Here is a 26,145-nt window from a genome sequence, read left to right as displayed (position 1 = left end):
AAGATCCTCACCAAGCAGCTGCTGGAGTACCACGAGATCCCCACCGCGGACTTCGCCACGTTCGACGGCGTCACCGTGGAGACCCACGGAGATCTGGAGTTCCCGCTCATCGTGAAGCCCTCTCGGAGCGACGCCTCCATTGGCATCGGACAGAAGTCGCTGGTGAGCACCTGGGAGGAGCTGACGCGCCGCGTGCAGGAGATCCGCAAGGAGCTGCAGGACGAGGCGCTCGCGGAGGAGTTCATCGAGGGGCGCGAGGTGTATGTGGGGGTGATTGGCCCCAAGGAGATGCCGGAGATCCTGCCCATCGTGGAGCTGGACTTCGGCAACTGGGACAAGAGCAAGCCGACCATCTCGGACCGGGAGGTGAAGTTCGGCCCGGAGACGGAGGGCTCGCCCAAGCTCGTCATCGCCCGGAACATCTCGACGGAGCTGCGCCAGCGGGTGGAGCGGGCCGCGCTGCTCGCCTACCGAGGCCTCAAGCTGCAGGACTACGCGCGCATCGACTTCCGCATCTCGGAGGAAGGGGATCCGTACGTCCTCGAGGTGAACCCGAATCCCTACCTCGAGGACAAGAGTGAGCTGGCGATGGGAGCCCGTGAGAAGGGCCTCGACTACACCCAGCTCGTGGGGCGCATTCTCGAGTCGGCCGCGAAGCGCTATGGGCTGCTGGCCAAGGCGGAGAAGGCCCCCGCGGCAGACAAGGCCCCGAAGTCCGAGTCGAAGTCCGAGTCGAAGTCCGAGCCGAAGTCCGAGCCGAAGTCCGAGCCCTCTGCGCCTCCCTCGGCGAATGTCGCCAGCTGACCCAGCAAGGCTGGCATAGCAGACGAGCCTCCAATGGAGCGGCCCCCCGGTCGCCCTACACATCCGATGGGTCTGTGGTGCCTCATCTCGCCGCAGGGGAAGATCCATGTAAAAGGGCCCCCATCGGCGTGGCTGGGTCACCGACCCCACCTCTCGAGGACTCGACCATGGCAGAAGTCACCCTGGACCTGCGAGGCAGGAAGAAGACTGAGGCGTACGCGGAGCTCAAGCAGCACATCGAAGCGGTGCTGGAGGGCATCGACGACGAGATCGCCGGCATGTCGACGATGAGCTGCCTGCTGCACCACGCCTTCGGACACCTGTGGACGGGGTTCTACCGGGTGGTTCAGCCAGGGAAGCTGCTGCGAGTGGGGCCCTACCAGGGGACGCTGGGGTGCCTGGAGATCGCCTTCGGCAAGGGCGTATGTGGGACGTCCGCGACCACCCGCGAGACGGTGGTGGTGGAGGACGTGCACGCCTTCCCTGGGCACATCACCTGTGACGGGCGCTCACAGTCGGAGATCGTCGTGCCGGTGTTCGGACCGAACCGCGAGCTGCTGGCGGTGCTGGACATCGACTCGGAGCACCAGGCCACGTTCGACGACGTGGACAAGCGGGAGCTCGAGAGCCTCATGAGCTGGTTCTCGCGCAAGCGCTAGGCTCAGCCGCGAGCCAGGGCCACGGCCAGCTCGCCGCCGAAGCGGGCGTTGTTCGTGAGCAGCGCCAGGTTGACCTTCAGGCTCTTGCCGCTGGTGCGCCTGGCCATGTCCGAGAGGAGGAACGGGGTGACGGCCTTGCCGCGCACTCCCTGGCGCTCAGCCTCGGCGAGCGCGGAGGCGATGTGCAGCTCCACCTCGGCCCGCGGCAGGGCCTCCTCTTCGGGCGGAGGTAGCGCGAAGACGAGCCCCCCCTGCCCCAGCCCCAGCCGGGCGTGGACGATGCGAGCGGCCGTCGAGGCGTCCTCGACACGGTGCTCCAGTGGCAGGCCCGAGCTGCGGCTGTAGAAGGACGGCAGCTCGCTGGTGCCCACACCGATGACGGGCACTCCCGCGGTCTCCAGGGCCTCCATCGTCTTGGGGAGATCCAGGACGGACTTGGCCCCAGCGCACACCACGGCGACGGGGTAGCGAGCGAGCGCACCGATGTCCTGGGAGATGTCCCAGTGCTCACTCACGCCCCGGTGGATGCCACCGAGGCCGCCGGTGGCGAAGACGCGGATGCCCGCGGCGGCAGCCAGCTCACAGGTGGCGCTCACCGTGGTACCTCCCGAGGCCTTCAAGGCGACGGCCACAGCCAGATCCCGCGAGCCGAGCTTCATCAGCCGCTCCTTGCCCTCGGCGAGCCGACGCATGGCCGCCTCCTCGAGCCCGATCCACACCTCGCCATCCACCACGGCGATGGGGGCGGGCACGGCGCCCGCGCGGCGGACGGCCTCCTCACAGGCCCGCGCGGCGCTGAGGTTGTCCGGGTACGGCAGGCCCTGGGCGACCACGCTCGTCTCGAGCGCCACCAGCGGCGCCTTCGCATCCAGCGCGCGCCGCACCTCATCGGAGTAACGGAAGCTCATCGGGGGCATCTACGCTGAGGGGGTGTCGAGGGACAAGCGCGATGGCGCAGAAAGGGTCTCCGGTATACAGGGGCCCGCCGCTGAGCCCGGGGCACCTCAGCTCCGCCGGGACTTCTCCACGCGGATGGCGTACTCCTCGATCTTCTTGTCCAGTGTGGGGCGGCTGATGCCCAGCCGCTCGGCCGCGCGGATCTTCCGTCCGCCCGCGGACTGGAGCGCCTCGACGATGGCGTCCCGCTCCAGGCGCTCGACCATCTGCTGCAGGCTGGAGGGCTCCGTGGCCACCGAGCCCTCCTGGATCTCCGGGGGCAGGCGCAGCACGTGCACCTCGCTGCCGGAATACAGCCGCCCGAGCCGCTCGCTCACCAGCTTCAGCTCGTGGATGTTCTGGGGCCACGGATAGTCCACCAGCAGGCGCCGGGCACCGGGACTGAGCACGGGGGGGGGCTTTCGGGCCTCCCGAGCCCCCCGCGCAGAGAACCGATCAAACAGCACGAGCACATCGGCGCGGCGCTCGCGCAGCGGGGGCACCTCGATCTCCAGCCCGGACAGCGCCATGGCCAGGGCCGGGTCCATCTCCCCCTTGGCGGCCAGCAGCTGCGCGGGCGCGCTCGCGGTGGCAATCAGCCGCAGATCCACAGGCTCCTCGCCTCCCTGCCGGGCCGGAGCCACCTTGCGCGCGAGCAGCCGCACCAGCCGCTCGACCACGGCGCCCGAGAGCCCCTCCGCGTGCTGAAGCAGCAGCGTGCCCCCATCCGCGCGCAGGAGCGCGGAGGTGCGCGGGGGGTGTCCGGGGCTGCTCGCCCGGCCGAAGAGGTTCTCCTCCACGTGAGGGGCCGGCTGCCGGCAGTCCACCCCCACCAGGGGCCCCAGCGCCCGGGGCGAGTGCACGTGGATGAAGCGGGCCAGCAGGCTCTTCCCGCTCCCCGGCCCTCCAGAGATGACCACCGGAGCGGCACTGGCGGCGGCGCGCCGGGCCTGCTCCACCATCCGGCGGAACGGCCGGGAGGTACCCACCAGCTCGACGGGGGCCTGCTCCTCCTCGGTGCGAGAGCGCATCGCGGCATAGGCCTCGCCGCCCATGCGCCCGAGCGCCGCCACGACTCCGACATCCTGGGCACTGAAGCGGGGCTCATCACACCCCACGTACAGCAGCCCGAACGGCATGCCCCCGGCCACCAGCGGAGCGCAGAGCGCGGTGGCCGTGGATGACACCTCTTTCAGCTCCAGTGCCAGGCTGGCCATGACGCGAGGCACCTCCACGGAGGTGGTGCCGGACACGGCCGCGGTGAGCAGCCCCTCCTGCCCGCCGAGCAGCGCCGCGGCCCGATCCGCGTTGAGGGCGTGGAGCGCCTCGTCCACCAGCCTGCGCAGCACCATGGCCTCGTTGGTGGCGCCCAGCAGCGCTACGCCCGCGGAGAACAGCGCTGCCTCGGGCCCCACGTGCGGCAACACCTCGGCAATGGGAACGTGCTGGGCATCGAGCGGCTCCGTCTCGGCCAGGGCGGCCTGGGTGAGGGGCTCGTAGATGGCGGTGGTCTCCCCCACCTGGATGCGATCGCCGGGCAGCAGGCGCGCCTCGCCCTGCAAGCGCTCGCCGTTGACGAGCGTGCCGTTGCGCGAGCCCAGATCCCGGACCCGCACCTGCCCCTCGATCAGGAAGACGTGGGCGTGCCGCCGCGAGACCTTGTCATCATCGACCTGGATCTCGCAGGAGGGGCTGCGGCCAATGGTGACCTCCGAGACCACCTCAAAACGGAGGCCGGCGGAAGGACCGGTGAGCAGCAGCAGGGCTGGCATGGAGCGCGGAGCCTAGCCTACATGGGCCGCTCGGCGATGAGCAGGGCGCGCATCTCGTCCTCGTCCAGCGTGCGCCCCTCGTGGCTGATGGCCAGCGCGTTGATATGCTCCTCGTCCGCCTCCACATGAGCGCCCTTGCGCCACTCGGTGGTGTGGACGGCACCGTCCACCAGCTTGCCCACGACGGTGCCCTCCTCCCACGCCATCACCTCCAGCCAGAGGTTCTCCTCCACCGCCTGGCCCTCGGGGTGCGTCTCGAAGGGAGCGCGCACCAGGAAGGTGAGCGGCTCCATGAGCCCCTTGCGCCCGAAGCGGGCCTTGAAGGCGGGCAGCAGGGCCTGGGACTCGAGCCGCAGCGACTCGGTGCGCTCCTCGGGCTCGGGGACGAAGCGCTCGCGGTAGGGGCGCAGCAGCTCCCCGGTGTTGTGCCGCCCCAGCGGAGACACCACGCTGAGGAACAGCGACTCGTGGCCCTCGAAGGTCTCCAGCGGCACGCCCAGCAGGTTCACCCGGGCCTCCTCGGAGGGCACCATCCGGAAGGTCTGCCCCTCGCTGGTGTGCACCTCCTTGCGGACCTCGGGCCCCTGTCCAAAGGCCATGTCCGTGCACAGCTCGTGGAGGAACATCTCCGCGGCCAGCAGATCCTCCTCACCCAGGTGGAAGATCTCCAGATCCCGCGTGCCGAACTTCTCCATGCCGTGCGAGTGCACCCACAGGGGCGTGTCGCCCTCGATGGCCGCCACCGCGTGCAGGTTGACGTGATCGCGGATGTCGAAGTCCAGCTCGGTGATCTCCACCACGTCCGCCACGTCATGCAGCTTGTAGGCGGTGAGATCCAGCAGCACGCCCTTCGAGTGCTCCATCAGCGTGCGCGCGCACCACAGCGCCTCGAAGACGGGCACGGTGGGCTGCGGCCCGGAGCCGGGCACCACGGAGAGCCGATAGAAACCCTGGGCGCGCTGAAACGCCTGCTGGGCCTCCTCGCTGCCCGTCAGCAGGCGCGGATCCCAGTCCTTGGGAGGCCTGTCGGCGTCGAAGCGCACCTCCACCTGGGTGCCCTCCGCGTGGACGGCGAACCCCTGGCCAGCCTCGAGCAGTGTGAAGCGCACGTCGTCCGACTCGAACGTGTGACGCAGCTCTTCCCACGGCACATGGGTGGGCGACTCAATGGCGAGGACGTAGACCTCCTTCACAGGTGCTTCTCGATCTGGCGGAAGAGATCCACGCGGTCCACCAGGTTGGTCAGGTAGTCCAGCTTGTCCGTCGGGAGAACGAGCACGGGAGACATCTTGTAGTTACTGAACCATTCCTCGTAGAGGGCATTGAGACGCTTGAGGTAGAGCGTGGGGATGTCCTTCTCCATGACGCGGCCGCGCAGCCGGATGCGCTCCTTGAGCGTCTGCACCGGGCAGCGCAGGTAGATCATCAGATCCGGCGGGGTCAGCACCTGCGCGATCGTGTCGTACAGCTCCCGGTACATCTGCCAGTCCCTCTTGTCGATGAAGCGCTGGCGGTGGAGGTTCTTGGCGAAGATCTCCGCATCCTCGTAGATGGTGCGATCCTGCAGCACCGCGCCGGGCTGGCGCTCCAGCTCCCGGTGCAGCCGGAACTTGTGCGTCAAGAAGAAGACCTGTGAGCGGAAGGCCCACTTCTTCATGTCCTTGTAGAAGTCGGCCAGGTAGGGGTTCTGGTCGTTCGGCTCGAAGTACGGCGTCAGGCCGTACTTGCGGCAGAGGAACGAGGTGAGCTCTGTCTTCCCGGCGCCAATGTTGCCTGCGACGGCGATGAACTTTTTCCTGGCCACGCCACCCTTGCTTGTAACCCCACCGGGCGACGCATGCCAGCCCCAAAGGTGCGGGCCGGACATGGTAGAACCTGCTTCCCCTCCGGGGCGGCAGGGAGGCCCTGCGGGGCGGGACGATCAATGAAGCCGCGCTCTTGCCCAGGGTATGGCAGGCTCTTACTCCCAAGCCTCGTATGCCTCGTAAACTCTTCTGCATGTTCATCGCGGGCGCGTGGTCCGCGTTCCTCTTCCCGTTCACGGCCTTGACTGCGCTGGTGCTCGGCGGCGACGCCACGGTGTGGATCTGCCGCCACCTGTGGTCGCCCGTCCTGCTGTGGGCCGGCGGCGCCCGCCTGGTGGTGCATGGCCAGGAGAACGTGGATGCCAAGCGCCCTACCATCTACGTCTCCAACCACCAGTCCACCCTGGACATCCCCGCGCACTTCGTCACCGTGCCGGTGGCCTTCCGCTACGTGGCCAAGAGCCAGCTGGGGTGGGTGCCCTTCATCGGCTGGTACCTCTGGCTGGCTGGGCACATCTTCGTCGACCGCTCCAACCGGCAGGCCGCGATCACCTCGCTGCAACGGGCCGGGAGGAAGATCCGCGGTGGCACCAGCATCTTCCTCTACCCGGAGGGTACCCGCTCGCCGGATGGGCGGATCCTCCCCTTCAAGAAGGGACCCTTCGCGCTGGCCCTCGAGGCCCGCGTGCCCATCTGCCCCGTCACCATCGAGGGCACGGGCTCCATCATGCCCAAGAACTCCTGGAACATCGTCCCAGGCCCCGTGCACGTGAAGATCGGCAAGCCCATCGACACCACCCCCTTCGCAGCCAGTGACCGCGAGGGGTTGGCGCGCGCCGTCCGAGAGGTGATCATCGCCCAGAGCCTGGAGCTCGGCGGTAAGGGCGGGGATCTCGAGGACGCCGTCGCCGCCGCGGGGCACGAAGGTTTCCGCCAGCAGCCCCCCTCCGCCCAGAAGACCTCCTGACCTTGAACGCGAAGCCCCCTACCCTGCGCCGCACCCGCCTCCTCCGCCGCTCCACCCTGGCCGCCGTGCTCGGCTGGAGCCTGCTCGCCGCTGGCTGCAAGCACGGCTCCTCGATAGAGCGTGTCCTCAGCCCGCACGAACAGGCTCGCGTCTACATGGAGCAGAACCAGCCGGCGCGCGCCGTGTCGCTGCTGGAGGAGCTACACGCCAAGAGCCCGGACGATCTCGACATGGCGCGCACCCTCACCGAAGCGCACGTGAAGTCGGGCCGCACGGACGCCTGGATCGCCGAGATCCAGCGCCGCAACGCCCAGGCCGAGCGGGCGGTGAACCACTACATGCTCGGGCTGGCGTACTTCTCCCGGGCCTCGGATGCTGGGGCGCCGGCGGTGGCCGCCTTCGAGCGGGCCATCGCCCTGACGCCGAACGAGGCCGAGTTCCACTACCGCCTCGGCATCGCCCTGCTGGAGTCCGAGCAGTACGCCGCCGCGCTGGGCCCGCTGCGCCGCGCCGCCGAGCTCGCTCCGGATCGCGCTGCCGTCCGGCTGCCGCTGGCCAAGTCCCTGCACCGCACCGGGGACAGCGCCGGCGCCGTGGCCGCGCTGAGCGCGGTGGTCCGGGCCGCGCCCACCGCCTCGGAAGTGACGACAGCGCGGGCGCTGATGAACCAGATCGCGGATCCCTTCGCCAGCTTCCCCAAGGCCGCCGAGGGCAAGCTCGAGGAGGGCATGCGCTTCCTCCAGGAGCTGGACGTGCCCCAGCAGGCCATCCTCGCCTTCGAGGAGATCCTCCACGACTACCCGGATCTGGCGGTGGTGCACGCGCTGCTGGGGCTGGCCTACCAGCGGCTGGATGACGCGGGCCGGGCGGTGGACGAGTTCAAGCAGGCCATCGAGCTGTCCCCGAGGGACGGCAAGAACTACTTCTACCTGGGCGAGCTGTACCTCTCGCGCCAGCGGGCGGAGGCGGCCCGGGAGGCCTTCAGCAAGGCCGTGGCCTTCAACCCGCTGCTGGACGAGGCCTGGTTCCGGGTCGGGGACTTGAGCCTGGAGCGGCGGGATCTCAAGGCCGCCCGGGAGGCGTTCCGCATCCTCACCTGGCTCCAGCCGGAGGCGGTACCCCCGCGCGGCAAGCTGGCGGTGGTGTACCAGCTCGAGGGCGACTTCCCAGCGGCCGAGCGCGAGCTGCGGCATGTGGTCGAAAAAGACCCGGAGAACATGGAGTTTTCCCTGCGCCTGGGGCTGCTCTTCGCCGAGCAGACGCAGCGGACCCGGAAGCCGGAGGAGCGCCGTGCGGCGGGCGAGGAGGCGGAGAAGTGGCTCCTGAAGGTCCTGGAGGAGCAGCCGGACAACGCGCTGGCCTCGCGGGCGCTGCAACAGGTGAAGGCACAAGAGTAGCCACCGGGCGGCCCGGCCCTCTACACTGCCTGTTGATGAGCGACGGTCGCAAGGTGCCTGAAGGCAACGCTCCGCCGGAGGATTCTTCCGAGCCCTCCTCGGCGGATCCTCAGCGCAGGGTCTCCAGCCCTGGAATGCCGCGAGTGCCCACCAATCCGGGCATGCGGGTGATGAGCGCGGCGCGCACGGCCCCGGTCGAGAAGAAGCCGGAGGGCCAGGTCAGCAAGCGCATTGCCTCGGAGGCCTCGAACCAGTTCCTGAACGGCCTCTCCCTGCTCAAGGAGAGGGTGCAGGACTTCCGCACCTCGGACCGCTTCTTCAAGGCCAAGGCGGGCATTGTCGGGGGCTGGGCGTTCATCTCCCTGCTGAGCATCGTCATCGCATGCCCGGGCCAAGGGGTGAAGACGGCGGAGCTCGGCGCGCGCGTCATCGTGCTGCCGAACCCGGATCGGCCCAAGGCGGCGCCCAGCCTGACCGTCAGCAATACGGATGAGGATCCCTGGGAGAACGTCATCTTCACCGTGAATGGCAAGTACAAGGCCATCGTGGACAAGATCGACTCCGGGAGCATCTACACCCTCACGCCCAAGAGCCTGCTGGGCCCAACTGGCCCGATGCCTGGCGACGAGCGCTTCCTCAACGCGGAGATGAAGACGGACGACGGCAAGGCGGAGCTGGTGAAGGACGGCCAGGCCGTCGGCAGCGAGTAGCGAGCCCGCGAAGGACGAGCTGCCGTCTGTAGAGCCCAGCAGTCACGTTCGGCCTCAGAAGCACGAGAGCGCCCTCCCCAGAAGGAAGGACGCTCCGTGACAGCTTCGGCGTGGGAGCCGGGCGGCTAGCCCTTGCTCTCCTCGGTCTTCGCCTCGCCCTCGCCACCCTCGGCAGGAGCCTGCTTGCCCGGGCGATCCACCAGCTCGAGCAGGGCCATCTCGGCGGCATCACCGCGGCGGAACCCGAGCTTGATGATGCGGGTGTAGCCGCCCTTGCGGCTGGCGTACCGCTCCTTGTAGGTGCTGAAGACCTTCTGGAGGACGTTCTTGTCCTTCACGATCCGGGCCGCCAGACGGACATTGGCCAGGCCGCCGCGCTTGCCGAGCGTGATGATCCGCTCCGCCATCTTCCGGGCCTCCTTGGCCTTGGGAACGGTGGTGCGGATGGCCTCGTGCTCGAGCAGCGAGGTGACCATGTTGTTGAGCATCGCGAGCCGGTGGGGCGTGGTGCGATGGAGCTTCCTCTGTCCTACCCTGTGGCGCATGTCCGTGACTCCGGAGCCTCTCAGGCTCCACCACTCCGGCCGTATCAGGTACCGGGTGGGAAGAGCAGACCCGACACAGAGGTCCGCCATTGCCAATGGGCCCGGTGAGGGGCCCCCTCTCCCCGCGCCGCGTGAGGCCGTGTCACGGCGCGGGAGGAGGCACTACGGAAGGCCTAGGCCTTGGGAGCCGCGCTCGCGGCCGGAGGGGGGGCCGCCACGGGAGCCTGCTTGGGCGGCCAGTTCTCCAGCTTCATGCCGAGCGACAGGCCCATCTCCGCCAGGATCTCCTTGATCTCCTTGAGCGACTTGCGGCCAAAGTTCTTCGTCTTGAGCATCTCGGCCTCGGTGCGCTGCACCAGGTCGCCAATGGTCTTGATGTTGGCCTGCTGCAGGCAGTTGGCCGAGCGCACCGAGAGCTCCAGCTCATCCACCGAGCGGAAGAGGTTCTCGTTGAGCTTGGCCTCCTCCTTCGGGGCCTCCGCCACCACCGGCTCCTCGGTCTCGTCGAAGTTCACGAAGACCGAGAGCTGCTCCTTGATGATCTTCGCCGCGTACGCCACCGCGTCCTGCGGGGTGACAGAGCCGTCCGTCCACACCTCGAGCGACAGCTTGTCGAAGTCGGTGACCTGGCCGACGCGGGCGTTGGTGACCTGGTAGTTCACCTTGCGCACCGGCGAGAACAGCGAGTCGATGGGGATGGTGCCGATGGGCGCGCCCACCACCTTGTTGGAGTTGGCCGGCACGTAGCCTCGGCCGCGGCGGCACGTCAGCTCCATGCGCACCTTGCCACCCTCGGACAGGGTGCAGATGTGGTGGCCAGGGTTGAGGATCTCCACGTCCTGGTCCGCGATGATGTCGCCGGCCTTGATCTCCTTGGGGCCCTCCGCCTCGATGCGCAGGATCTTCGTCTCGTTCGTGTGCATCCGAAGGAGGACTTCCTTCAGGTTCAGCACGATATCCGTGACGTCCTCGGCGACCTCGGGGATGGTGGTGAACTCGTGATCCACGCCCTCGATCTTCACCGAGGTGACGGCCGCGCCCTGCAGCGACGACAGGAGCACGCGGCGCAGCGAGTTGCCCAGCGTGGTGCCGAAGCCGCGCTCCAGGGGCTCTGCCACGAACTTGCCGTAGGTGCCCGTGAGCGAGTCCTGATCCACTTCCAGCCGGCGCGGCTTGATGAGGTCGCGCCAGTTCTTCGCAATGAACGTGTCAGCCATGGTGTTGCTGCTCCTCGTGGCGTGCGCCACCACCGACATACCCGCCAGGACGGCAGGAGGATGGACACGCGGGGGTACGACGAATAACCAAGGCCGGGGGAGCGGCCAGAAAGAAGCACGACGCCCCGGCGGTGACCGCCAAGGCGCTTGAAGCAGGCAGACAGGCCCTCGAGGGCCCTCACGCCTACTTGGAGTAGAGCTCGACGATGAGCTGCTCCTGGATCGGCATGGTGAGGTCTTCACGGTTCGGCGCCGTCTTCACGGTCCCCTTGAAGGCCTTCTTGTCCAGGTCGATCCACTGCGGGATGCCGCGGCGATCCACCGTCTCCAACGCCTCGGAGATCCGGAGCACCTTGCGGCTCTTCTCCGCCACCTCCACCGCGCTGCCCGGCTTCACCGCGAACGAGGGGATGTTCACCCGCTTGCCGTTCACCTTGAAGTGGCCGTGGCGCACCAGCTGGCGCGCCTCGTTGCGCGTGTCCGCGAAGCCCATGCGGAACACCACGTTGTCCAGGCGGAGCTCCAGCTGCTGCAGCAGGTTCTCACCCGTCTTGCCCTTGGCCGCGGACGCGCGGTGGTAGTAGCCGCGGAACTGGCTCTCGAGCAGGCCGTACATGCGCTTGACCTTCTGCTTCTCGCGCAGCTGCACGCCGTAGCCGGAGAACTTCACGCGGCCCTGGCCGTGCTGGCCGGGGGGATACGGGCGGCGCTCGATGGCACACTTGTCCGTGTAGCAGCGATCGCCCTTGAGGTACATCTTCAGGTTCTCGCGCCGGCAGATGCGGCAGGCGCTGGCGGTGTAACGAGCCAAGGAACTTCTCCTTCAGAGATGGTCTAGGACCCTGCCCTCACGAGCAGGATCCGGATGGGGGTATTAGACGCGGCGGCGCTTCGGCTGACGGCAGCCGTTGTGCGGGATGGGCGTCACGTCGCGGATCAGGGAGATCTTCAGGCCAGCGGCGGCCAGCGCGCGCAGCGCGGACTCACGGCCAGCGCCGGGGCCCTTCACCAGCACCGTCACGGTCTTCAGCCCGTGCTCCATGGCCTTGGCGGCGGCATCGCCCGCGGCAACCTGCGCGGCGAACGGCGTCGACTTGCGGCTGCCCTTGAAGCCACGGGCGCCAGCAGAGGACCAGGAGATCACGTTCCCGGACACGTCCGTGATCGTGATGATGGTGTTGTTGAACGTGGACTGGATGTGGACCACGCCGTTGAGGATGTTCTTCTTGCCCTTGCGCTTGGCCTTCTTCGCCGCGGCAGTCTCACCACCACCCTCGGGGGCAGCAGGGGCGGCGGCAGGGGTCTGGACTTCTTCAGCCATGAGAGTCGGTGCTCCTCAGAAGTAGATGATCGACGCCGGCACCTCGACGGGCCGGCGCAGGTAGGGGGAACGTCTAGCGGCCCGCCGGAGCAGCCGGCTTGGCGCGAACGATGCCACGCTTCGGACCCTTGCGGGTGCGAGCGTTGGTGTGGGTGCGCTGACCGCGAACGGGCAGGCCCTTGCGGTGACGCAGGCCCCGGTAGCAGCCCAGGTCCATCAGGCGCTTGATGTTCATCGTCACTTCGCGCCGGAGGTCACCTTCGACCTTGAGGTTGGCCTCGATGTACTCACGGATCTTGCGGGCCTGCTCGTCGGTCAGGTCCTTGGTCCGGGTCGCGGGCTCAATCCCCGCGTGGGCGCAGATGTCCTGGGCGGTCTTGTTGCCGATCCCGTAGATGTACTGAAGCGAGATCACCGCGCGCTTGGCAGGCGGGAGATCGACACCGGCGATACGAGCCATCGTTACGTTCCTTCTTCAATGGAGTTGGTCTGGAGCCAACGGTTGCCCGTTAGCCCTGGCGCTGCTTGTGCCGCGGGTTGGAGGCGCAAATGACGCGGACAATCCCCTTGCGGCGGATCACCTTGCACTTGTCGCAGATCTTCTTGACGGACGCCCGAACCTTCATGGCGCTACTTCCTTCCTTCGTGAATTGGAAAAGCCTTCAAGGGCCGCCCGCCTGAAGCGGGGCCGGCCCGACTACTTCGCCCGGTAGGTGATCCGTCCGCGGGTCAGGTCATAGGGCGACAGCTCGACCTTGACCTTGTCGCCCGGCAGGATTCGGATGAAGTGCATCCGCATCTTGCCGGAGATGTGCGCGAGCACCTTGTGGCCATTGTCCAGCACCACACGGAACATCGCGTTGGGCAGGGGCTCCATCACGGTCCCCTCAACTTCGATCGAATCATCCTTCGGCAATCAAAAACCCTCTTCCGGACCACCAAGAACTCTTGGAAGCGCGGCGGGATAGCACTTTGGTCCTGAAGTGGCAAGTACCCAGTCGCGTCCGCTCCAAACTTCTACCAACCCCACATCATAACAACCTATTTCACCCAGCGTCAGGGCCTCTCAGGCCCTTCGAGTGAGCACCTCGGGGCCATGGTCCGTGATCAACACGGTGTGCTCGAAGTGCGCAGAGAGCTTGTGGTCGAGGGTGACCGCCGTCCAGTCGTCCTCGAGGAGCGCTACCTCGGCAGTCCCCAGGTTCACCATGGGCTCAATGGCGATCGTCATCCCAGGGCGGAGCTTCATCCCCGAGCCAGGCTCACCAAAGTTGGGCACCTCTGGCTTCTCGTGGAGCTTGCGGCCGATCCCATGGCCCGTGAAGTTGCGCACCACCGAGTAACCCCGCGCCTCCACATGGCTTTGAACCGCGTGGCTGATGTCGCCAATCCGGTTACCCGGCACCGACGCGGCAATGGCCTTCTGGAGCGACTCCCGGGTGACCTCCACCAGCCCCCGGGCCTCCCGGCTCACCTTCCCCACCGGCACCGTGCGCGCCGAGTCCCCAAAGAACCCCCGGTACACCACCCCAAAGTCCAGTTTCATCAGGTCGCCCTCGGCCAGCTTTCGCTTCTTCGAGGGGATCCCATGTACGACTTCGTAGTTGATAGACGCACACAAACAACTCGGGAAGCCGAGGTAGCCCTTGAACGCTGGCTTGGCGCCCTTGGCATAGATGAGCTTCTCGGCCAGGGCGTCCAGCTCCCAGGTCGTCACACCGGGGGCGACAGCCTCCTCGAGCTCATCGAGGATCTCGCACACGATCCGGCCGGCCTCTCGCATGAGGACGATCTCGTCTGCGCTCTTGATCTCGACCTGGGCCATGGGTGTCTACACAACGTGCGAGTGGGAGAACCCGGGAGCCTGGAGGCGCCCCTGGAGGCGCCCGCCAGCCCGTCCGGTCTCCGCTCAGGCCTTGCCGATGGCGCCCTTGATCTCGACGTAGATGCCGTCGGGCGGGCCCACGCCGTCGATGCTCTTGAGCAGCCCCTTCTTGGCGTAGAAGTCCTTCAGGGGCGACGTCTCGGCGTCGTACTTCTGGAGCCGCTTCTCGATCACCTCGGGGTGATCGTCCTCGCGCTGGATGAGGCCCGCGCCGCACTTGTCGCAGTACCCGGCCCGCTTCGGGGGGTTCTGGTAGACGTGGTAGACGCTGCCATCCACCGGGCAGGAGCGCCGCCCGGAGCCACGCTCGATGAGCTTGGCGTGCGGCACCTCGAGCGAGACGACGGCATCGATCTTCTTGCCGTTCTTCGCCAGCATCTGGTCCAGCGCATTGGCCTGGGGGATGGTGCGTGGGAAGCCATCCAGCACGAAGCCGCTGGCGCAGTCCGGCTGTTTGAGCCGCTCCTCGACGATCCCGATGACGATGTCATCCGGGACATAGGAGCCCGAGGCCATGAGCGGCCCCGCGATCTTGCCCAGCTCCGTACCCTCCTTCACGGCCTTGCGGAGAATGTCCCCGGTGGAGATCTGCGGGATCTGGAAGTCCCGGTACAGGTTCTTCGCCTGGGTTCCCTTTCCCGCGTTTGGCGGGCCCAAAAGAATCAGGTTCATGTGCCCCTCGAACGCCAAGGCGCCCCTCCCCAGCCATCCGGAGAGAGGCGCCCCTGGAAGAAACAGATACCTAGGCCGCCACTCGTACCCGGCCGCGGATGCGCGGTCCGCGCGGACCGGCGAAGCCCTCGTAGTTGCGGCTGATGAGGTGACCCTCGATCTGCTGCACTGTGTCCAACGCCACGCCCACCACGATCAGCAGCGCCGTGCCACCGAAGGCGAAGTTCACCCCCAGCACGCCGGTGATGATGGAGGGGATGACGCAGATGGTAGCCAGGTAGATGGCACCGCCGAAGGTAATGCGATTGAGCACTCGCTCGATGAAGTCCGCCGTCTGACGGCCCGGCCGGATGCCAGGGATGTAGCCACCCTGCTTCTTGATGTTGTCGGCCACATCATCCGGCCGGAACGTGAGCGCGGTGTAGAAGAAGGCGAAGAAGATGATGAGGATGACGAACAGCCCGTTGTAGAGCCACGGGTTGCCCTCCAGGCCCTGCCGGAAGGTGTCCAGGAAGGGGAACCAGGTGCCCAGGGTGGCCGGGAAGGACAGCAGCGCGCCGGCGAAGATGGGCGGGATCACTCCCGCGGTGTTCACCTTCATCGGGAAGTAGGTGGCCTGGCCCGCGAACATCCGCCGCCCCGCCATGCGCTTGGCGTACTGGACCGGGATGCGCCGCATGCCTCGCTCCACGTACACCACCACCGCAACCACCACGAGCATGAAGACGGCCAGCATCACCAGCGCCGCGGGCTCGAGGGCACCCTGCGACGCCATGTCGAACAGCTGCTTGGCGGAGGGCAGCAGGCCCGCGATGATGCCCGCGAAGATGATGAGCGAGATGCCGTTGCCGATGCCGCGCTCGGTGATGCGCTCGCCCAGCCACATGATGAAGGCTGTGCCCGCCGTGAGGCTGATCACCGTCATGAAGGTGAACCAGGTGCTGTCATCTGGCACGACGATCTGGTTGAAGCCGCTCTGGCCCCCGTCGCTGCGGCCCAGCGAGGCCAGCCAGCGGGAGATGCCGATACCCTGGATGACGGACAGGACGATGGAGCCGTAGCGGGTGTACTGGTTGATCTTCTGCCGGCCTGCCGCACCCTCCTTCTGCAGCCGCTCCAGGGTAGGGACCACCACCGCCAGCAGCTGCATGATGATGGAGGCGGACACGTACGGCATGATGCCCAGACCGAAGATGGACATCTGCTCGAGGGCGCCGCCGGAGAACAGGTTGAACAGCGACACCAGACCGCCCGATTGCTTCTGGGCGTCCATGAACGCGTTCATCGCCGCGCGGTCCACACCCGGCGTGTTGATGAAGATGCCGAGGCGGTAGACCCCGAGCAGCACCAGCGTATACGCGAGCCGGTTGCGCAGCTCCGCGATACGGAAAATGTTGGCGAAGGCATTCAGAGCCACGTCGGAGCCATCCCCTTCGAAAAGTCCTGATAGAACGACAGCGCCCCTATCCGCGAAGGAGAGGGGCGCGTGAGCCTACACAAGCGAACCGGCGCGCACCACCCAAAGTGAAGCGCGACCGGCACGGCTAGGCGTTTGGCTGCTTGGGGGCCTTGACGCCCTTGCCCGCGTGCGCCTTGGAAGCGGACTCGGGCTTGTGGGCCACCAGCGGGAGCAGCTCCACCGTGCCGCCCGCCTTCGCGATGGCCTCGCGGGCCTTCTCGGAGAGCTTGTGCACCCGAACCGTGAGCTTCTTGGAGAGCTCGCCCTGGCCCAGCACCTTCACGCCGTCGTGGCGGCCCTTGACCAGGCCCTTGCCCTTGAGCGCAGCCTCGTCCACCGTGGTGCCCGCATCGAACGCGTGCTCCAGGTCCGACAGGTTCACCACCGCGTAGATGATGCGGTTGGGCGGGTTGAAGCCGAACTTCGGCAGCCGGCGCTGAAGGGGGCTCTGGCCACCCTCGAAGCCCTCGAACCGCATGTTGCCGGAACGAGCCTTCTGGCCCTTGCCACCACGGCCCGCCGTCTTGCCCAGGCCGCTGCCCTGGCCACGGCCCACGCGCTTCTTGCGGTGCCACGAGTTGTGCGGCCGCTTCAGGTTGTTGAGAGTCGTCGACATCTTCGAGTCCTCGAGCGCGACAGCCCCGCTTCACGGAGCTCCGCGGAATGAGTCCGTGTTAGCTCTTGGCCGCCTGGGCGCGCGCCCGGTCACGGACGGCGATCTTGCGCGGCTTGCGGCGCTTGGGCGCCGGAGCCTCCTGGCTCACCACTTCGCTGGAGACCAGGTGCTTCACCTTGAACACCAGGCCCCGGTTGGACGGCGTGTCCTTCAGCAGCCGCTCCTGGCCGAACTTCTTCAGCCCGAGCCCCTTGATGGTGTCCACCATCTCCTTGGAGGAGCCCGAGAAGCTCTTCACCAGCTTGACCTTGAGCGCCATGACTAGGTCCTCGCCTCTCCGGCCAGCTTCGCCGACTCGACGTCCTTGCCACGCAGCCGGGAGATCTGCTCGGCCGAGCGCAGCCGCTTCAGGCCTGCCACGGTGGCCTTCAGCACGTTGTGGGGGTTGCGCGAGCCCTGGCTCTTGGTCAGGATGTTGCGGACACCCGCCGCCTCGAGGACCGCGCGCACCGCGCCACCGGCGATGACGCCCGTACCCGGGCTGGCCGGCTTGAGCAGCACCCACCCTGCGCCGAAGTGCCCGAGCACCTCATGCGGGATGGTGTGTCCCAGCAGCGGCACGCGGAAGAGGTTCTTCTTCGCATTCTCGCCACCCTTGCGGATGGCCTCGGGGACCTCGTTGGCCTTGCCCAGGCCCACACCTACGTGGCCGTTGCCGTCTCCCACCACCACCAGGGCAGCGAAGGAGAACCGGCGGCCACCCTTCACCACCTTGGCCACGCGGTTGATATTCACCACGCGATCGGTGAGGTCCAGGTCGTTCGGATTGATCGGAGTTGCCACTTGGAATGCTTCCTTTCGAAATTCTAGAACTTCAGCCCGGCCTCGCGCGCGGCGTCAGCCACGGCGGCGATGCGCCCGTGATAAGGGAAGCCGTTGCGGTCAAACACCACCGCCCCGATGTTGACCGCCTTGCACTTCTCGGCGATGAGCTTGCCCACGCGCTTGGCGTCCGCCTTCTTGTCGCCCTCGTCCTGGCCCTTGAGCTCCTTGGAGAGAGACGAGGCGTAGGCCACCGTCTTGCCCGAGGAGTCATCCACCACCTGGGCATAGATGTGCTTGAGGCTCTTGTAGACGGTGAGCCGCGGGCGCTCGGTGGTCCCCGAGAGCTTCTTGCGGATGCGGTTCTTCCTCTTGATGCGCGGATCGACAGTGGCCATGGCTGCTTCCTTTTCCTTCCGGCGGTGATGAGGCCTTCCGCCGCCGGATGATCGTGAGCCCCTTCAGGAGCCCGCGGAGTTGAACGTTCAGGGCACGGAGGACGACGATTAAGTCGTTCCGGTCTTGCCTTCCTTACGGCGGACCCGCTCCTCCGCGTACTTGATGCCCTTGCCCTTATACGGCTCGGGCGGGCGGAGCGCGCGGATCTTCACGGCGGCGGCCCCCAGGGCCTCCTTGTCCGCCGAGCGCAGGGTGAGATCCACCGTGGGCAGGCTCTCCTCGGTGCGAGGCGTCTTGTCCACCTCGGCCGTCACACCCTCCGGGAGGTTGAAGATCACCGGGTGCGAGTAGCCGAGCGAGAACTGGACGCTCTTGCCCTTGACCTCGGCGCGGAAGCCGACGCCGCGGATGCTCAGGCGGCGCTCGAAGCCCTTGCTCACGCCCTGGGCCGCGTTGGCCAGGATGGTGCGGGCCAGGCCGTGCAGGCTGCGGGCCTCGCGCGAGTCGTCCTCGCGGGCCACCAGCACGTTGCCGTCCTTGATCTCCACCTTCACCTTCGCGGGGAGGTTCACGGACAGCTTGCCCTTTGGGCCTTCGAAGTTGACCTTCTTGCCGGCGATGACCGCCTTCGTCTTGTCGCCCAGCTTGATCGGCAGTTTTCCAATGCGACTCATGATGGCCTCGTAAGGTCTGCCCGGAGCGCGCCCCTCTCAGGTCGCGGCGCCAGGCGGCTGGCTAGTAGACGGTGCAGAGCAGCTCGCCGCCGAGGTTCTGCTTGCGCGCCTCGCTGTCGGACAGGACGCCCTTGGACGTGGACAACACGGCGATGCCCATTCCATTGAGAACGCGGGGGATGTCACGCATGGGGACGTAGCGGCGCAGGCCCGGCTTGGAGATGCGGCGGATGCCGGTGATGGCGGAGCTCCGATCCGGCCCGTACTTCAGCTGGACGGAGATCTCGCTCTGCGGCTGGCGCTCGTGGATGGTGTACTCCCCGACGTAGCCCTCGTCCTTCAGGACGCGGATGATCTCGACCTTGAGCTTCGAGTGGGGAATGACGACCTTGTCGTGCCGCGCACGCGAGGCGTTGCGCAGGCGGGTCAGCATGTCGCCGACAGGATCATTGACCGGCATGGGTGACGACCTTCCGAGCGGGGAGCTGCAAGGCACCCCGCGATTTCGACCGCTGCGCCTGCCGGGCCCATCCCGGGGGTTCGCCACGATCGCACTGCTCTGACGTTTCGGCGCCTCGAGCGGCACCAGGAAACCCGGGCAACACAGCCCCCGGGCACCCTCTTCCGGCTACCAGGACGACTTGGTGACGCCGGTGATCTCACCGCGCAGCGCCCGCAGGCGCAGGCAGATGCGGCACATCTGGAACTTGCGGAGGAACGCGCGCGGCCGGCCACACAGCGGGCAGCGGTTGTACTTGCGCACCGAGAACTTCGGCTTGCGCTTCGCCTGGGCGATCTTGGAGAGCTTGGCCATGGAGCTTGGATTCCTTGGGAGTTACTGGCGGAACGGCAGGCCGAAGTGACGCATCAGCGCCAGCCCCTGCTCGTCGTTGCGCGCGGTGGTGACGAAGCTGATGTTGAGCCCCTTCACCTTCTCGATCTGGTCGTAGTTGATCTCAGGGAAGATGATCTGCTCGCGCACACCGAGCGTGTAGTTACCATTCCCGTCGAACGCCTTGGGGGACACGCCCTTGAAGTCACGCACGCGCGGCAGCGCCACGGAGACCAGGCGGTCCAGGAACTCGTACATCCGGTCGCCGCGCAGGGTGACGGCGCAGCCGATGGCCTGGCCCTGGCGCAGCTTGAAGTTCGCGATCGACTTGCGAGCGCGCGTCACCACGGGCTTCTGGCCCGTGATGGCAGCCAGCTGGTCCACCGCGGACTCCAGGATCTTGTTGTTGGCGAGCGCCTCGCCCAGACCCATGTTGACGACGATCTTCTCGAGCCGCGGCGCCTGGAAGGGGTTCTTCAGGCCCAGCTCCTTCATCAGCGCGGGCACGCCCTCCTTGCGGTAGCGCAGCTTCAGCCGCGCCGGCTTCGCCTCGAGGCCTTCCTCGATGTTGGCCGCAAAGCCCGCCTTCTTCATCTCCTCCTTCTTGCGGCCCTTCTTTTCCTTCTTTTCCTTCTTCTCGGCCTGGTCGGCCTTCTTCTCATCAGCCATTTTTCAGTCCTCTGCTTCGGAGCGCCGTCGTGGACCCAGGGCCCCGATCAGTACATCTGGAATCTCAGAAACACCGAGAGGGCCCCAACACTTCGGGCCCTCGTGTACGCCTGCCTGCCCACCTCTGGCCTTGGGTGGCCAAAGGGCGCGCATACATGCCCGAACCCGGTTACCTAGTCAATCAGGGCGTCGCAGTTCTTGCAGAACCGCTTCTTCGCGTCCCCGTCCGCCCGGACACCCACCCGGGTCGGCTTGTCGCACTTGGCGCACACCACCTGGACGTCCGAGAGGGCGATGGTCCCCACCTTCTCGATGATGCCGCCCTCAGGGGCCTGCGCCGTCTTCTTGAGGTGGCGCTTGACCATCCGCAGCCCCTCCACCGTGACGCGACCCGCCTCGTGGTCAATCTTCAGCACCTTGCCGCGCTTGCTGGCAGGGGTCTTCTCCGAGCGCTCGGCGCCCGAGATGACCTGCACGGTGTCTCCAACCTTGAGCTTCTGCATGGCTTCCTCTCTTGCTGCTCGCCGGCGGGCCGGACGGCCTAGAGAACCTCAGGCGCGAGCGAGATGATCTTCATGAACTTGCGGGCGCGCAGCTCACGGGCCACGGGGCCAAAGATGCGCGTGCCGATGGGCTCCATGTCCTTGTTGATGAGGACGGCGGAGTTGCCATCGAACCGGATGTAGCTGCCGTCTGGACGGCCCACCTCGGTCTTGGTGCGGACGATGACGGCCTTGGCCACGTCGCCCTTCTTCACCTTCGAGTTGGGAAGTGCCTCGCGGATCGACACGACAATCACGTCGCCAATGGACGCATACTTGCGCTTCGAGCCACCGAGCACCTTGATGCAGAACACCTTCTTGGCGCCCGAGTTGTCGGCCACGTCGAGCACGCTCGTCATCTGAATCATCTGGAAGTCTCCTCTAAGGTCCTACGGCAGCCCCCACCCGGTGAGGGCGGAGCCATGCGGCTCGAGCCGCCCGCGCCCAGGGGCCGCGGGGCCACCTGGCTCAGACGTTCTTGCTCTTCTCGATCACCTCGACCACCCGCCACCGCTTGTCCTTCGAGGCCGGCTTGGTCTCGGCGATGCGGACGCGATCACCCTCGTTGATGGTGATCTTCTTGGGGTAGTCGTGATCCTCGACATGCGCCTTGTACTTCTCGCGCATGTTCAGGATCTTGCCGTACTTGGCGTGCGGCGCTCGGCGCGAGACGGTGACGACCACCGTCTTCTGCATCTTGTTCGAGGTGACGATCCCCACGCGCGTCTTGGGACGGCCACGGGAGGGGGTCTCGGGAGCGGAGGTGGTCTGGGTCTCTTCAGCCATCGTGAATCTCGCCTGTCAATCAGTGTTCCCCGGGACGTCCCGGTGGTGGCACCCCCTTCACAGGGGACACCTTGAAGCTACTTATCCGTGTTCTCAGGGGACCGCTTCTTCTCCGTCAGCACGGTGAGGATACGGGCCAGGTCCTTGCGGTGCTGGGCGCGCTGGGACGGGCTGTCCAGGTTGCCCGTCCGCATGCTCAGCTGGTCCTGGAACAGCGTGCCGCGCAACTCCTCCGCGCGCCGCTGCAGGTCCTCCGCCGACAACTCTCTCAATTCCTTCGCAGTCGCCATCTTCAGTCTCCTGCCCCAGCGGCTAGATCGACAGCTCGCTGCGGGTCACAATCTTGGTGAGGACAGGCAGCTTGGCCTGCGCGAGCTTGAGCGCGCTGGTGGCCACCTCGGGCGTCATGCCCTCCATCTCGTAGAGGATGCGGCCCGGCTTCACCACGGCCACGTAGTACTCCACGCCTCCCTTACCGGTACCCATACGGGTCTCGGCGGGCTTCTTCGTGATGGGCTTGTCCGGGAAGATCCGGATCCAGATCTTGCCGCCGCGCTTCACGTGGCGGGTCATCGCGATACGGGCCGCCTCGATCTGGCGCGAGGTGATCCACCCGGGCTGCAGGGACATGAGGCCGTACTCACCATAGGTGAGGTCGCTGCCGCGGTGGGCCTTACCCGGATTGCGGCCCTTGTGCATCTTGCGGTACTTGGTACGTGCAGGCTGAAGCATCGTCGGTGTCCTTCATCCCCGAAGGGGCGCCGGTGGCGCCCCGGGGAGCTCAAGCTAGCGGTTGGAGGGCATCGGGGCCTGGCCGCCCTTGCCCGGCAGAACCTCGCCGCGGCAGATCCAGACCTTGCAGCCGATCTTGCCGTAGGTCGTCTTGGCCTCGGCGAAGCCGTAGTCGATGTCGGCGCGCAGGGTGTGCAGGGGCACGCGACCCTCGCGGTACCACTCGTAGCGCGCCATCTCCGCGCCACCCAGGCGGCCGGAGCAGGCGATGCGGATGCCCTTGGCGCCGAACTTCATGGCCGTCTGCAGCGCCTTCTTCATGGCGCGGCGGAAGGCGATGCGGCGCTCGAGCTGGGTGGCGATGTTCTCAGCCACCAGCTGCGCGTCGATCTCGGCCTTGCGGACCTCGACGATGTTGAGGAAGACCTCGTTCTTGGTGAACTGCTGCAGGTCCTTCTTCACCGTCTCGATGCCCGCGCCGCGCTTGCCGATGACGATACCCGGACGCGCGGTGTGGACGTTGACCTTGACCTTGTTGGCCGCGCGCTCGATCTCCACCTTGGAGACGCCCGCGTGGTTGAGCGACTTCTTCACGAACTCGCGGATGCGGATGTCCTCATGCAGCCACTGGGCGTAGTTCTTGTGCTCGAACCACTTGCTGTCCCAGGTCTTGATGACGCCGAGGCGGAACCCGATCGGATGAACTTTCTGTCCCAACGTGCTTCTCCTTGAATCGTTTGAAGGCCCGGAGGGCTACTTCTTGGCCTCGGCGAGCACCACGTGAACGTGAGCGCTCTTCTTGTTGATGCGCGTGGCCCGCCCCATGGCGCGCGGCATGTACCGGCGCTGGGTGGGGGCCTGGTCCACGGAGATGGTCTTCACGTAGAGCGTGTCCACGTCGACCTGGCCCTTGGACTTGTCCGTCGCGTTGGCCACGGCGCTCTTGATGAGCTTGGCCACCGGGGCGGCCGCCGCGCGGGGGGTGAACTTGAGGATGTTCAGGGCAGCCTCAACGGGCTTGCCCCTGATGAGCGCAGCCACCGTGGAGAGCTTCCGGGGCGACATGCGGACGTAGCGCAGATGTGCAGTGGACTCCATCGTCATCTCCTAGATCGGTCCGGCTTACTTACCGGGGCCCTTGGCGACCTTCTTCTCCGCCGAGTGCCCACCGAAGGTCCGAGTCGGCGCGAACTCACCGAGCTTGTGACCGACCATGTTCTCCGTCACGAAGACCGGGACGAACTTCTTCCCGTTGTGAACCGCAAAGGTGTGACCGACGAACTCCGGCAGGATGGTGGAGCGCCGCGACCACGTCTTCACGACCTTCTTCTGGTTCGTCTTGATCATATCCTCCACCTTCTTGAGGAGATGATCGTCGACGAACGGTCCCTTCTTGATCGAACGAGCCATTTCAGGATCCTTGGGCTACGAGCTACTGGCTGCGCGGTCCCTGCCGGCGCTTGCTCACGATGAACTTGTCGGTCCGCTTGTTGGTGCGAGTGGTGAGGCCCTTGGTCTTCTTGCCCCACGGCGACACCGGGTGCGGGTTACCCTGGCCGGACTTACCCTCACCACCACCGTGCGGGTGGTCCACAGGGTTCATGGCCAGGCCGCGGACGGTGGGCCGGATGCCCAGCCAGCGGCTCTTGCCCGCCTTGCCCATGCGGATGATCTCATGCTCGATGTTGCCGAGCTGGCCCACGGTGGCGCGGCACTCGATGAGCACCTTGCGCACCGCGCCCGAGGGCAGACGGACCTGGGCGTAGCGCTCCTCCTTGGCCATCAGCTGACCAGAGGTCCCCGCCGAGCGGATGATCTGGGCGCCGCGTCCCGGCTTGAGCTCCACGTTGTGAATGACCGTACCCACCGGGATGTTGAGCAGCGGCAGGCAGTTGCCCGGACGGATGTCCGAGTTCGGGCCCGCGAACAGGGTGTCACCCACCGTCAGGCCCACGGGGGCCAGGATGTAGCGCTTCTCGCCGTCCGCATAGTGCAGCAGGGCGATGTTGGCGGTGCGGTTCGGATCGTACTCGACCGAGGCGACCTTGGCCGGCACGCCGTCCTTGTCCCGGCGCTTGAAGTCGATGACGCGGTAGCGGCGCTTGTGGCCACCACCCTGGTGACGCCGGGTGATGTGACCGTGAACGTTGCGGCCGCCCGAGCGCTTGAGCGGCGCAGTGAGCTTCTTCTCCGGCGTGTCCTTGGTGATGTCCGCGAAGTCGGACACCGTCATCAGGCGACGGGCGGCGGAGGTTGGCTTGTACTTCTTGATGCCCATGGTGGTTTATCCTCGACTCGAACGGTCAGCGCAGTGCGCCTAGGCCGTCGTCCCCTCGAAGAGCTCGATCTTGTCGCCCTCCTTGAGGGTGACGATGGCCTTCTTGTAGTTGGGGCGCCGGCCGATGTTCCGGCCCACGCGCTTGACCTTGCCGTGGACGACGTTGGTGCGCACGCCCTCGACGGAGACCTTGAAGAGGTTCTCGACCGCACGAGCCACATCGATCTTCGTGGCCTTCTTGTCCACGATGAAAGAGTACTGGCGGAACTTCTCGCGGGCCTTGTCCAGCTTCTCGGTGATAAGCGGACCCTTGATGACTTCGTGAATCTTCATGACAAGGCCTCCTGGATGGCCTTCGCGGCCGCGGAGGTGAGCACCAGCTGCTTGTGGCGCAGCACGGACTCGAGGTTGAGACCCTCGGGCGGCAGCACGTCGAACTTGGCCAGGTTGCGCATGCTGCGGTGCAGGTTGATGTTGCCCTTGTCGTCGATGACGAGGGCGTTCTCCAGCTTCAGGCGCTTGGTGAGCACCTCGAAGGCCTGCTTGCTCTTCGGGGCGTCGAGCTTGAAGCCGTCCAGGATCACCAGGGCGTTCTCCTTGGCCCTCAGCGAGAGGGCTGCGCAGAGCGCGCCGCGGCGCACCTTGCGGGGAGGACGGTAGGTGTAGTCCCGGGACTTGGGGGCCATGGCCTTGCCACCGCCCACCCAGTGGGAGGCGCGGATGGAGCCCTGACGAGCGCGGCCAGTACCCTTCTGCTTCCAGGGCTTCTTGCCACCGCCGCTGACGAGCGAGGTGTTCTTCACCCCGACCGTGCCGCGACGCCGGTTGATCTGCTGCATCTTCGCCACCTCATAGAGGAGGTGGGGGTTCGGCTCGGCGCCGAACACTTCGTCGGAGAGCTCGATCTCCGACACCTGCTTACCATCCAGGTCAATTACCTTGAACTTCGCCATGACATTTCCTCGGGGGTCGGAGTGGAACCGCGCCAGTCCTCTCCCGCTTCCTAGGACTTGATCTCCACGTCAACGCCAGCCGACAGATCCAGCTTCATCAGCGCATCCAGCGTCTGCTGGGTGGGCTCGAGGATGTCGAGCAAGCGCTTATGCGTGCGGATCTCGAACTGCTCACGGCTCTTCTTGTCCACGTGCGGCGAGCGCAGAACCGTGAACTTGTTGATGCGCGTGGGCAGGGGGATCGGACCGGCCACCTTGGCGCCCGTGCGCTTGGCCGTCTCAACAATCTCCCCGGCACTCTGGTCCAGGAGCTTCGAGTCGTACGCCTTCAGCCGGATGCGAATCTTCGTTGTCGCCATTTCGAAAAAACCTCTTAGACGGCCCCTAGCAGTGGAGGCGTTACGACCGACGTCCTCTGGATGTCACAGAGCCGTGCTTCAGACGAGGGGCGCGGCATTTACCACCCCACCCCTCTGGTTGCAACTCTATTCCGTCACTTCCCCGGCGAGCCATTTTCTGGCCGCCGGGGTGGTGACGAACGACTTACTCGATCACTTCCGCCACGACGCCGGAGCCCACCGTGCGGCCACCCTCGCGGACGGCGAAGCGCAGCTGGGCCTCCATGGCCACCGGGGTGATGAGCTCCACCTCGATGGCGATGTTGTCTCCCGGCATCACCATCTCCACGTTGTC

Annotated in this window: 39 protein-coding genes and 1 pseudogene; 5 read left to right on the top strand and 35 right to left on the bottom strand. The window is 66.6% G+C overall.

The window, feature by feature from the left end:
* Positions 1-804: D-alanine--D-alanine ligase family protein (locus tag VD972_RS37190; protein WP_324993568.1), on the top strand; the 804-nt coding region annotated here is incomplete at its 5' end.
* A gap of 167 nt (positions 805-971) precedes the next feature.
* The gene (locus VD972_RS37185; RefSeq protein ID WP_324993567.1) at positions 972-1,463 is read left to right on the top strand and encodes a GAF domain-containing protein; all 492 of its coding nucleotides are present in this window, start codon (positions 972-974) and stop codon (positions 1,461-1,463) included.
* Between the two features lie 2 nt (positions 1,464-1,465).
* On the opposite strand, the gene VD972_RS37180 is transcribed toward VD972_RS37185, so the two are convergent.
* The 4 genes from VD972_RS37180 to VD972_RS37165 all read right to left on the bottom strand — a co-directional run bounded on the left by VD972_RS37180 (position 1,466) and on the right by VD972_RS37165 (position 5,975).
* Positions 1,466-2,371, bottom strand: coding sequence for a pseudouridine-5'-phosphate glycosidase (locus VD972_RS37180; RefSeq protein WP_324993566.1), 906 nt, complete (start codon positions 2,369-2,371; stop codon positions 1,466-1,468).
* Positions 2,372-2,467: 96 nt separating this feature from the next.
* Complete coding sequence (locus VD972_RS37175; protein WP_324993565.1) at positions 2,468-4,171, bottom strand: FHA domain-containing protein; 1,704 nt, start codon at positions 4,169-4,171, stop codon at positions 2,468-2,470.
* Between the two features lie 17 nt (positions 4,172-4,188).
* Entirely contained in the window at positions 4,189-5,364 is a 1,176-nt protein-coding gene (locus VD972_RS37170) for a DUF2314 domain-containing protein (RefSeq protein ID WP_324993564.1), read from the bottom strand.
* Positions 5,361-5,975 (bottom strand): deoxynucleoside kinase, encoded by a 615-nt coding sequence (locus VD972_RS37165; RefSeq protein ID WP_324993563.1) that lies wholly within the window; start codon positions 5,973-5,975, stop codon positions 5,361-5,363. Before VD972_RS37165 ends, VD972_RS37170 begins: the two co-directional genes overlap by 4 nt.
* A gap of 173 nt (positions 5,976-6,148) precedes the next feature.
* Here VD972_RS37165 and VD972_RS37160 point away from each other — a divergent pair, with 173 nt between their 5' ends.
* The 3 genes from VD972_RS37160 to VD972_RS37150 all read left to right on the top strand — a co-directional run bounded on the left by VD972_RS37160 (position 6,149) and on the right by VD972_RS37150 (position 9,050).
* Positions 6,149-6,943: a lysophospholipid acyltransferase family protein gene (locus tag VD972_RS37160; protein ID WP_324993562.1), complete on the top strand. Its 795-nt coding sequence runs from the start codon at positions 6,149-6,151 to the stop codon at positions 6,941-6,943.
* A 2-nt stretch (positions 6,944-6,945) separates the two neighbouring features.
* Entirely contained in the window at positions 6,946-8,340 is a 1,395-nt protein-coding gene (locus VD972_RS37155) for a tetratricopeptide repeat protein (protein ID WP_324993561.1), read from the top strand.
* A gap of 134 nt (positions 8,341-8,474) precedes the next feature.
* Positions 8,475-9,050, top strand: coding sequence for a hypothetical protein (locus VD972_RS37150; protein ID WP_324993570.1), 576 nt, complete (start codon positions 8,475-8,477; stop codon positions 9,048-9,050).
* Between the two features lie 125 nt (positions 9,051-9,175).
* Here VD972_RS37150 and rplQ read toward each other — a convergent pair whose 3' ends face one another.
* The 31 genes and pseudogenes from rplQ to tuf form a co-directional block, all read right to left on the bottom strand.
* Positions 9,176-9,595 carry a 50S ribosomal protein L17 gene (gene rplQ / locus VD972_RS37145; protein WP_324993560.1) on the bottom strand — a complete coding sequence of 140 codons (420 nt, stop codon included), beginning with the start codon at positions 9,593-9,595 and terminating at the stop codon, positions 9,176-9,178.
* Between the two features lie 173 nt (positions 9,596-9,768).
* Positions 9,769-10,812, bottom strand: a complete 1,044-nt coding sequence (locus VD972_RS37140) for a DNA-directed RNA polymerase subunit alpha (protein ID WP_324993559.1) — start codon at positions 10,810-10,812, stop codon at positions 9,769-9,771.
* Positions 10,813-10,996: 184 nt separating this feature from the next.
* Positions 10,997-11,623 (bottom strand): 30S ribosomal protein S4, encoded by a 627-nt coding sequence (rpsD, locus tag VD972_RS37135; protein ID WP_324993558.1) that lies wholly within the window; start codon positions 11,621-11,623, stop codon positions 10,997-10,999.
* Between the two features lie 63 nt (positions 11,624-11,686).
* Positions 11,687-12,133: a 30S ribosomal protein S11 gene (rpsK, locus tag VD972_RS37130; protein WP_324993557.1), complete on the bottom strand. Its 447-nt coding sequence runs from the start codon at positions 12,131-12,133 to the stop codon at positions 11,687-11,689.
* 73 nt (positions 12,134-12,206) lie between these two features.
* Positions 12,207-12,593 (bottom strand): 30S ribosomal protein S13, encoded by a 387-nt coding sequence (gene rpsM, locus VD972_RS37125; protein WP_324993556.1) that lies wholly within the window; start codon positions 12,591-12,593, stop codon positions 12,207-12,209.
* 49 nt (positions 12,594-12,642) lie between these two features.
* Positions 12,643-12,759 carry a 50S ribosomal protein L36 gene (gene rpmJ, locus VD972_RS37120; RefSeq protein WP_002614755.1) on the bottom strand — a complete coding sequence of 39 codons (117 nt, stop codon included), beginning with the start codon at positions 12,757-12,759 and terminating at the stop codon, positions 12,643-12,645.
* A 71-nt stretch (positions 12,760-12,830) separates the two neighbouring features.
* Entirely contained in the window at positions 12,831-13,049 is a 219-nt protein-coding gene (gene infA, locus VD972_RS37115) for a translation initiation factor IF-1 (RefSeq protein ID WP_002614803.1), read from the bottom strand.
* Positions 13,050-13,199: 150 nt separating this feature from the next.
* A complete protein-coding gene (gene map / locus VD972_RS37110) occupies positions 13,200-13,958 on the bottom strand; it encodes a type I methionyl aminopeptidase (protein ID WP_324993555.1) in 759 nt (252 codons plus the stop codon).
* A gap of 84 nt (positions 13,959-14,042) precedes the next feature.
* Positions 14,043-14,690, bottom strand: a complete 648-nt coding sequence (locus VD972_RS37105; protein ID WP_324993554.1) for an adenylate kinase — start codon at positions 14,688-14,690, stop codon at positions 14,043-14,045.
* Positions 14,691-14,760: 70 nt separating this feature from the next.
* Positions 14,761-16,107: a preprotein translocase subunit SecY gene (gene secY / locus VD972_RS37100; RefSeq protein ID WP_324993553.1), complete on the bottom strand. Its 1,347-nt coding sequence runs from the start codon at positions 16,105-16,107 to the stop codon at positions 14,761-14,763.
* Positions 16,108-16,234: 127 nt separating this feature from the next.
* Positions 16,235-16,765, bottom strand: a complete 531-nt coding sequence (gene rplO, locus VD972_RS37095; protein WP_324993552.1) for a 50S ribosomal protein L15 — start codon at positions 16,763-16,765, stop codon at positions 16,235-16,237.
* A 58-nt stretch (positions 16,766-16,823) separates the two neighbouring features.
* The gene (gene rpmD, locus VD972_RS37090) at positions 16,824-17,084 is read right to left on the bottom strand and encodes a 50S ribosomal protein L30 (RefSeq protein ID WP_324993551.1); all 261 of its coding nucleotides are present in this window, start codon (positions 17,082-17,084) and stop codon (positions 16,824-16,826) included.
* Positions 17,085-17,086: 2 nt separating this feature from the next.
* Positions 17,087-17,608, bottom strand: coding sequence for a 30S ribosomal protein S5 (rpsE, locus tag VD972_RS37085; RefSeq protein WP_324993550.1), 522 nt, complete (start codon positions 17,606-17,608; stop codon positions 17,087-17,089).
* Between the two features lie 23 nt (positions 17,609-17,631).
* On the bottom strand, positions 17,632-17,985 hold the full coding sequence (rplR, locus tag VD972_RS37080) for a 50S ribosomal protein L18 (RefSeq protein WP_324993549.1): 354 nt from the start codon (positions 17,983-17,985) through the stop codon (positions 17,632-17,634).
* Between the two features lie 108 nt (positions 17,986-18,093).
* Entirely contained in the window at positions 18,094-18,660 is a 567-nt protein-coding gene (rplF, locus tag VD972_RS37075; protein WP_324993548.1) for a 50S ribosomal protein L6, read from the bottom strand.
* 61 nt (positions 18,661-18,721) lie between these two features.
* A complete protein-coding gene (rpsH, locus tag VD972_RS37070; protein ID WP_324993547.1) occupies positions 18,722-19,120 on the bottom strand; it encodes a 30S ribosomal protein S8 in 399 nt (132 codons plus the stop codon).
* A gap of 168 nt (positions 19,121-19,288) precedes the next feature.
* Positions 19,289-19,474, bottom strand: a complete 186-nt coding sequence (locus tag VD972_RS37065; RefSeq protein WP_002614761.1) for a type Z 30S ribosomal protein S14 — start codon at positions 19,472-19,474, stop codon at positions 19,289-19,291.
* 21 nt (positions 19,475-19,495) lie between these two features.
* Complete coding sequence (rplE, locus tag VD972_RS37060; RefSeq protein WP_324993569.1) at positions 19,496-20,086, bottom strand: 50S ribosomal protein L5; 591 nt, start codon at positions 20,084-20,086, stop codon at positions 19,496-19,498.
* A 248-nt stretch (positions 20,087-20,334) separates the two neighbouring features.
* A complete protein-coding gene (rplX, locus tag VD972_RS37055) occupies positions 20,335-20,664 on the bottom strand; it encodes a 50S ribosomal protein L24 (protein WP_324993546.1) in 330 nt (109 codons plus the stop codon).
* Positions 20,665-20,702: 38 nt separating this feature from the next.
* Positions 20,703-21,071 carry a 50S ribosomal protein L14 gene (gene rplN / locus VD972_RS37050; protein ID WP_324993545.1) on the bottom strand — a complete coding sequence of 123 codons (369 nt, stop codon included), beginning with the start codon at positions 21,069-21,071 and terminating at the stop codon, positions 20,703-20,705.
* 100 nt (positions 21,072-21,171) lie between these two features.
* Positions 21,172-21,489 carry a 30S ribosomal protein S17 gene (gene rpsQ, locus VD972_RS37045; RefSeq protein WP_324993544.1) on the bottom strand — a complete coding sequence of 106 codons (318 nt, stop codon included), beginning with the start codon at positions 21,487-21,489 and terminating at the stop codon, positions 21,172-21,174.
* 77 nt (positions 21,490-21,566) lie between these two features.
* Positions 21,567-21,779: a 50S ribosomal protein L29 gene (gene rpmC, locus VD972_RS37040; protein ID WP_324993543.1), complete on the bottom strand. Its 213-nt coding sequence runs from the start codon at positions 21,777-21,779 to the stop codon at positions 21,567-21,569.
* Between the two features lie 22 nt (positions 21,780-21,801).
* Complete coding sequence (rplP, locus tag VD972_RS37035; RefSeq protein WP_324993542.1) at positions 21,802-22,221, bottom strand: 50S ribosomal protein L16; 420 nt, start codon at positions 22,219-22,221, stop codon at positions 21,802-21,804.
* Between the two features lie 54 nt (positions 22,222-22,275).
* Positions 22,276-22,938, bottom strand: coding sequence for a 30S ribosomal protein S3 (gene rpsC, locus VD972_RS37030; RefSeq protein WP_324993541.1), 663 nt, complete (start codon positions 22,936-22,938; stop codon positions 22,276-22,278).
* A 36-nt stretch (positions 22,939-22,974) separates the two neighbouring features.
* Positions 22,975-23,319, bottom strand: a complete 345-nt coding sequence (gene rplV, locus VD972_RS37025) for a 50S ribosomal protein L22 (protein ID WP_044184161.1) — start codon at positions 23,317-23,319, stop codon at positions 22,975-22,977.
* 24 nt (positions 23,320-23,343) lie between these two features.
* Positions 23,344-23,631 carry a 30S ribosomal protein S19 gene (rpsS, locus tag VD972_RS37020; protein WP_324993540.1) on the bottom strand — a complete coding sequence of 96 codons (288 nt, stop codon included), beginning with the start codon at positions 23,629-23,631 and terminating at the stop codon, positions 23,344-23,346.
* Between the two features lie 22 nt (positions 23,632-23,653).
* Positions 23,654-24,499 (bottom strand): 50S ribosomal protein L2, encoded by an 846-nt coding sequence (gene rplB, locus VD972_RS37015; protein WP_324993539.1) that lies wholly within the window; start codon positions 24,497-24,499, stop codon positions 23,654-23,656.
* 39 nt (positions 24,500-24,538) lie between these two features.
* Positions 24,539-24,832, bottom strand: coding sequence for a 50S ribosomal protein L23 (locus tag VD972_RS37010; protein ID WP_324993538.1), 294 nt, complete (start codon positions 24,830-24,832; stop codon positions 24,539-24,541).
* Positions 24,829-25,452, bottom strand: coding sequence for a 50S ribosomal protein L4 (gene rplD, locus VD972_RS37005; protein WP_324993537.1), 624 nt, complete (start codon positions 25,450-25,452; stop codon positions 24,829-24,831). Before rplD ends, VD972_RS37010 begins: the two co-directional genes overlap by 4 nt.
* Before the next feature lie 50 nt (positions 25,453-25,502).
* The gene (gene rpsJ / locus VD972_RS37000; RefSeq protein ID WP_002614753.1) at positions 25,503-25,811 is read right to left on the bottom strand and encodes a 30S ribosomal protein S10; all 309 of its coding nucleotides are present in this window, start codon (positions 25,809-25,811) and stop codon (positions 25,503-25,505) included.
* A 184-nt stretch (positions 25,812-25,995) separates the two neighbouring features.
* Positions 25,996-26,145, bottom strand: a pseudogene (tuf, locus tag VD972_RS36995) (elongation factor Tu); the annotation flags it as partial.

Source organism: Hyalangium sp., from assembly GCF_035629615.1.
Taxonomy (GTDB): domain Bacteria; phylum Myxococcota; class Myxococcia; order Myxococcales; family Myxococcaceae; genus Hyalangium.
Note: the sequence above shows the minus strand (reverse complement) of the source record. Positions and strands in the feature narration are given on the sequence as shown.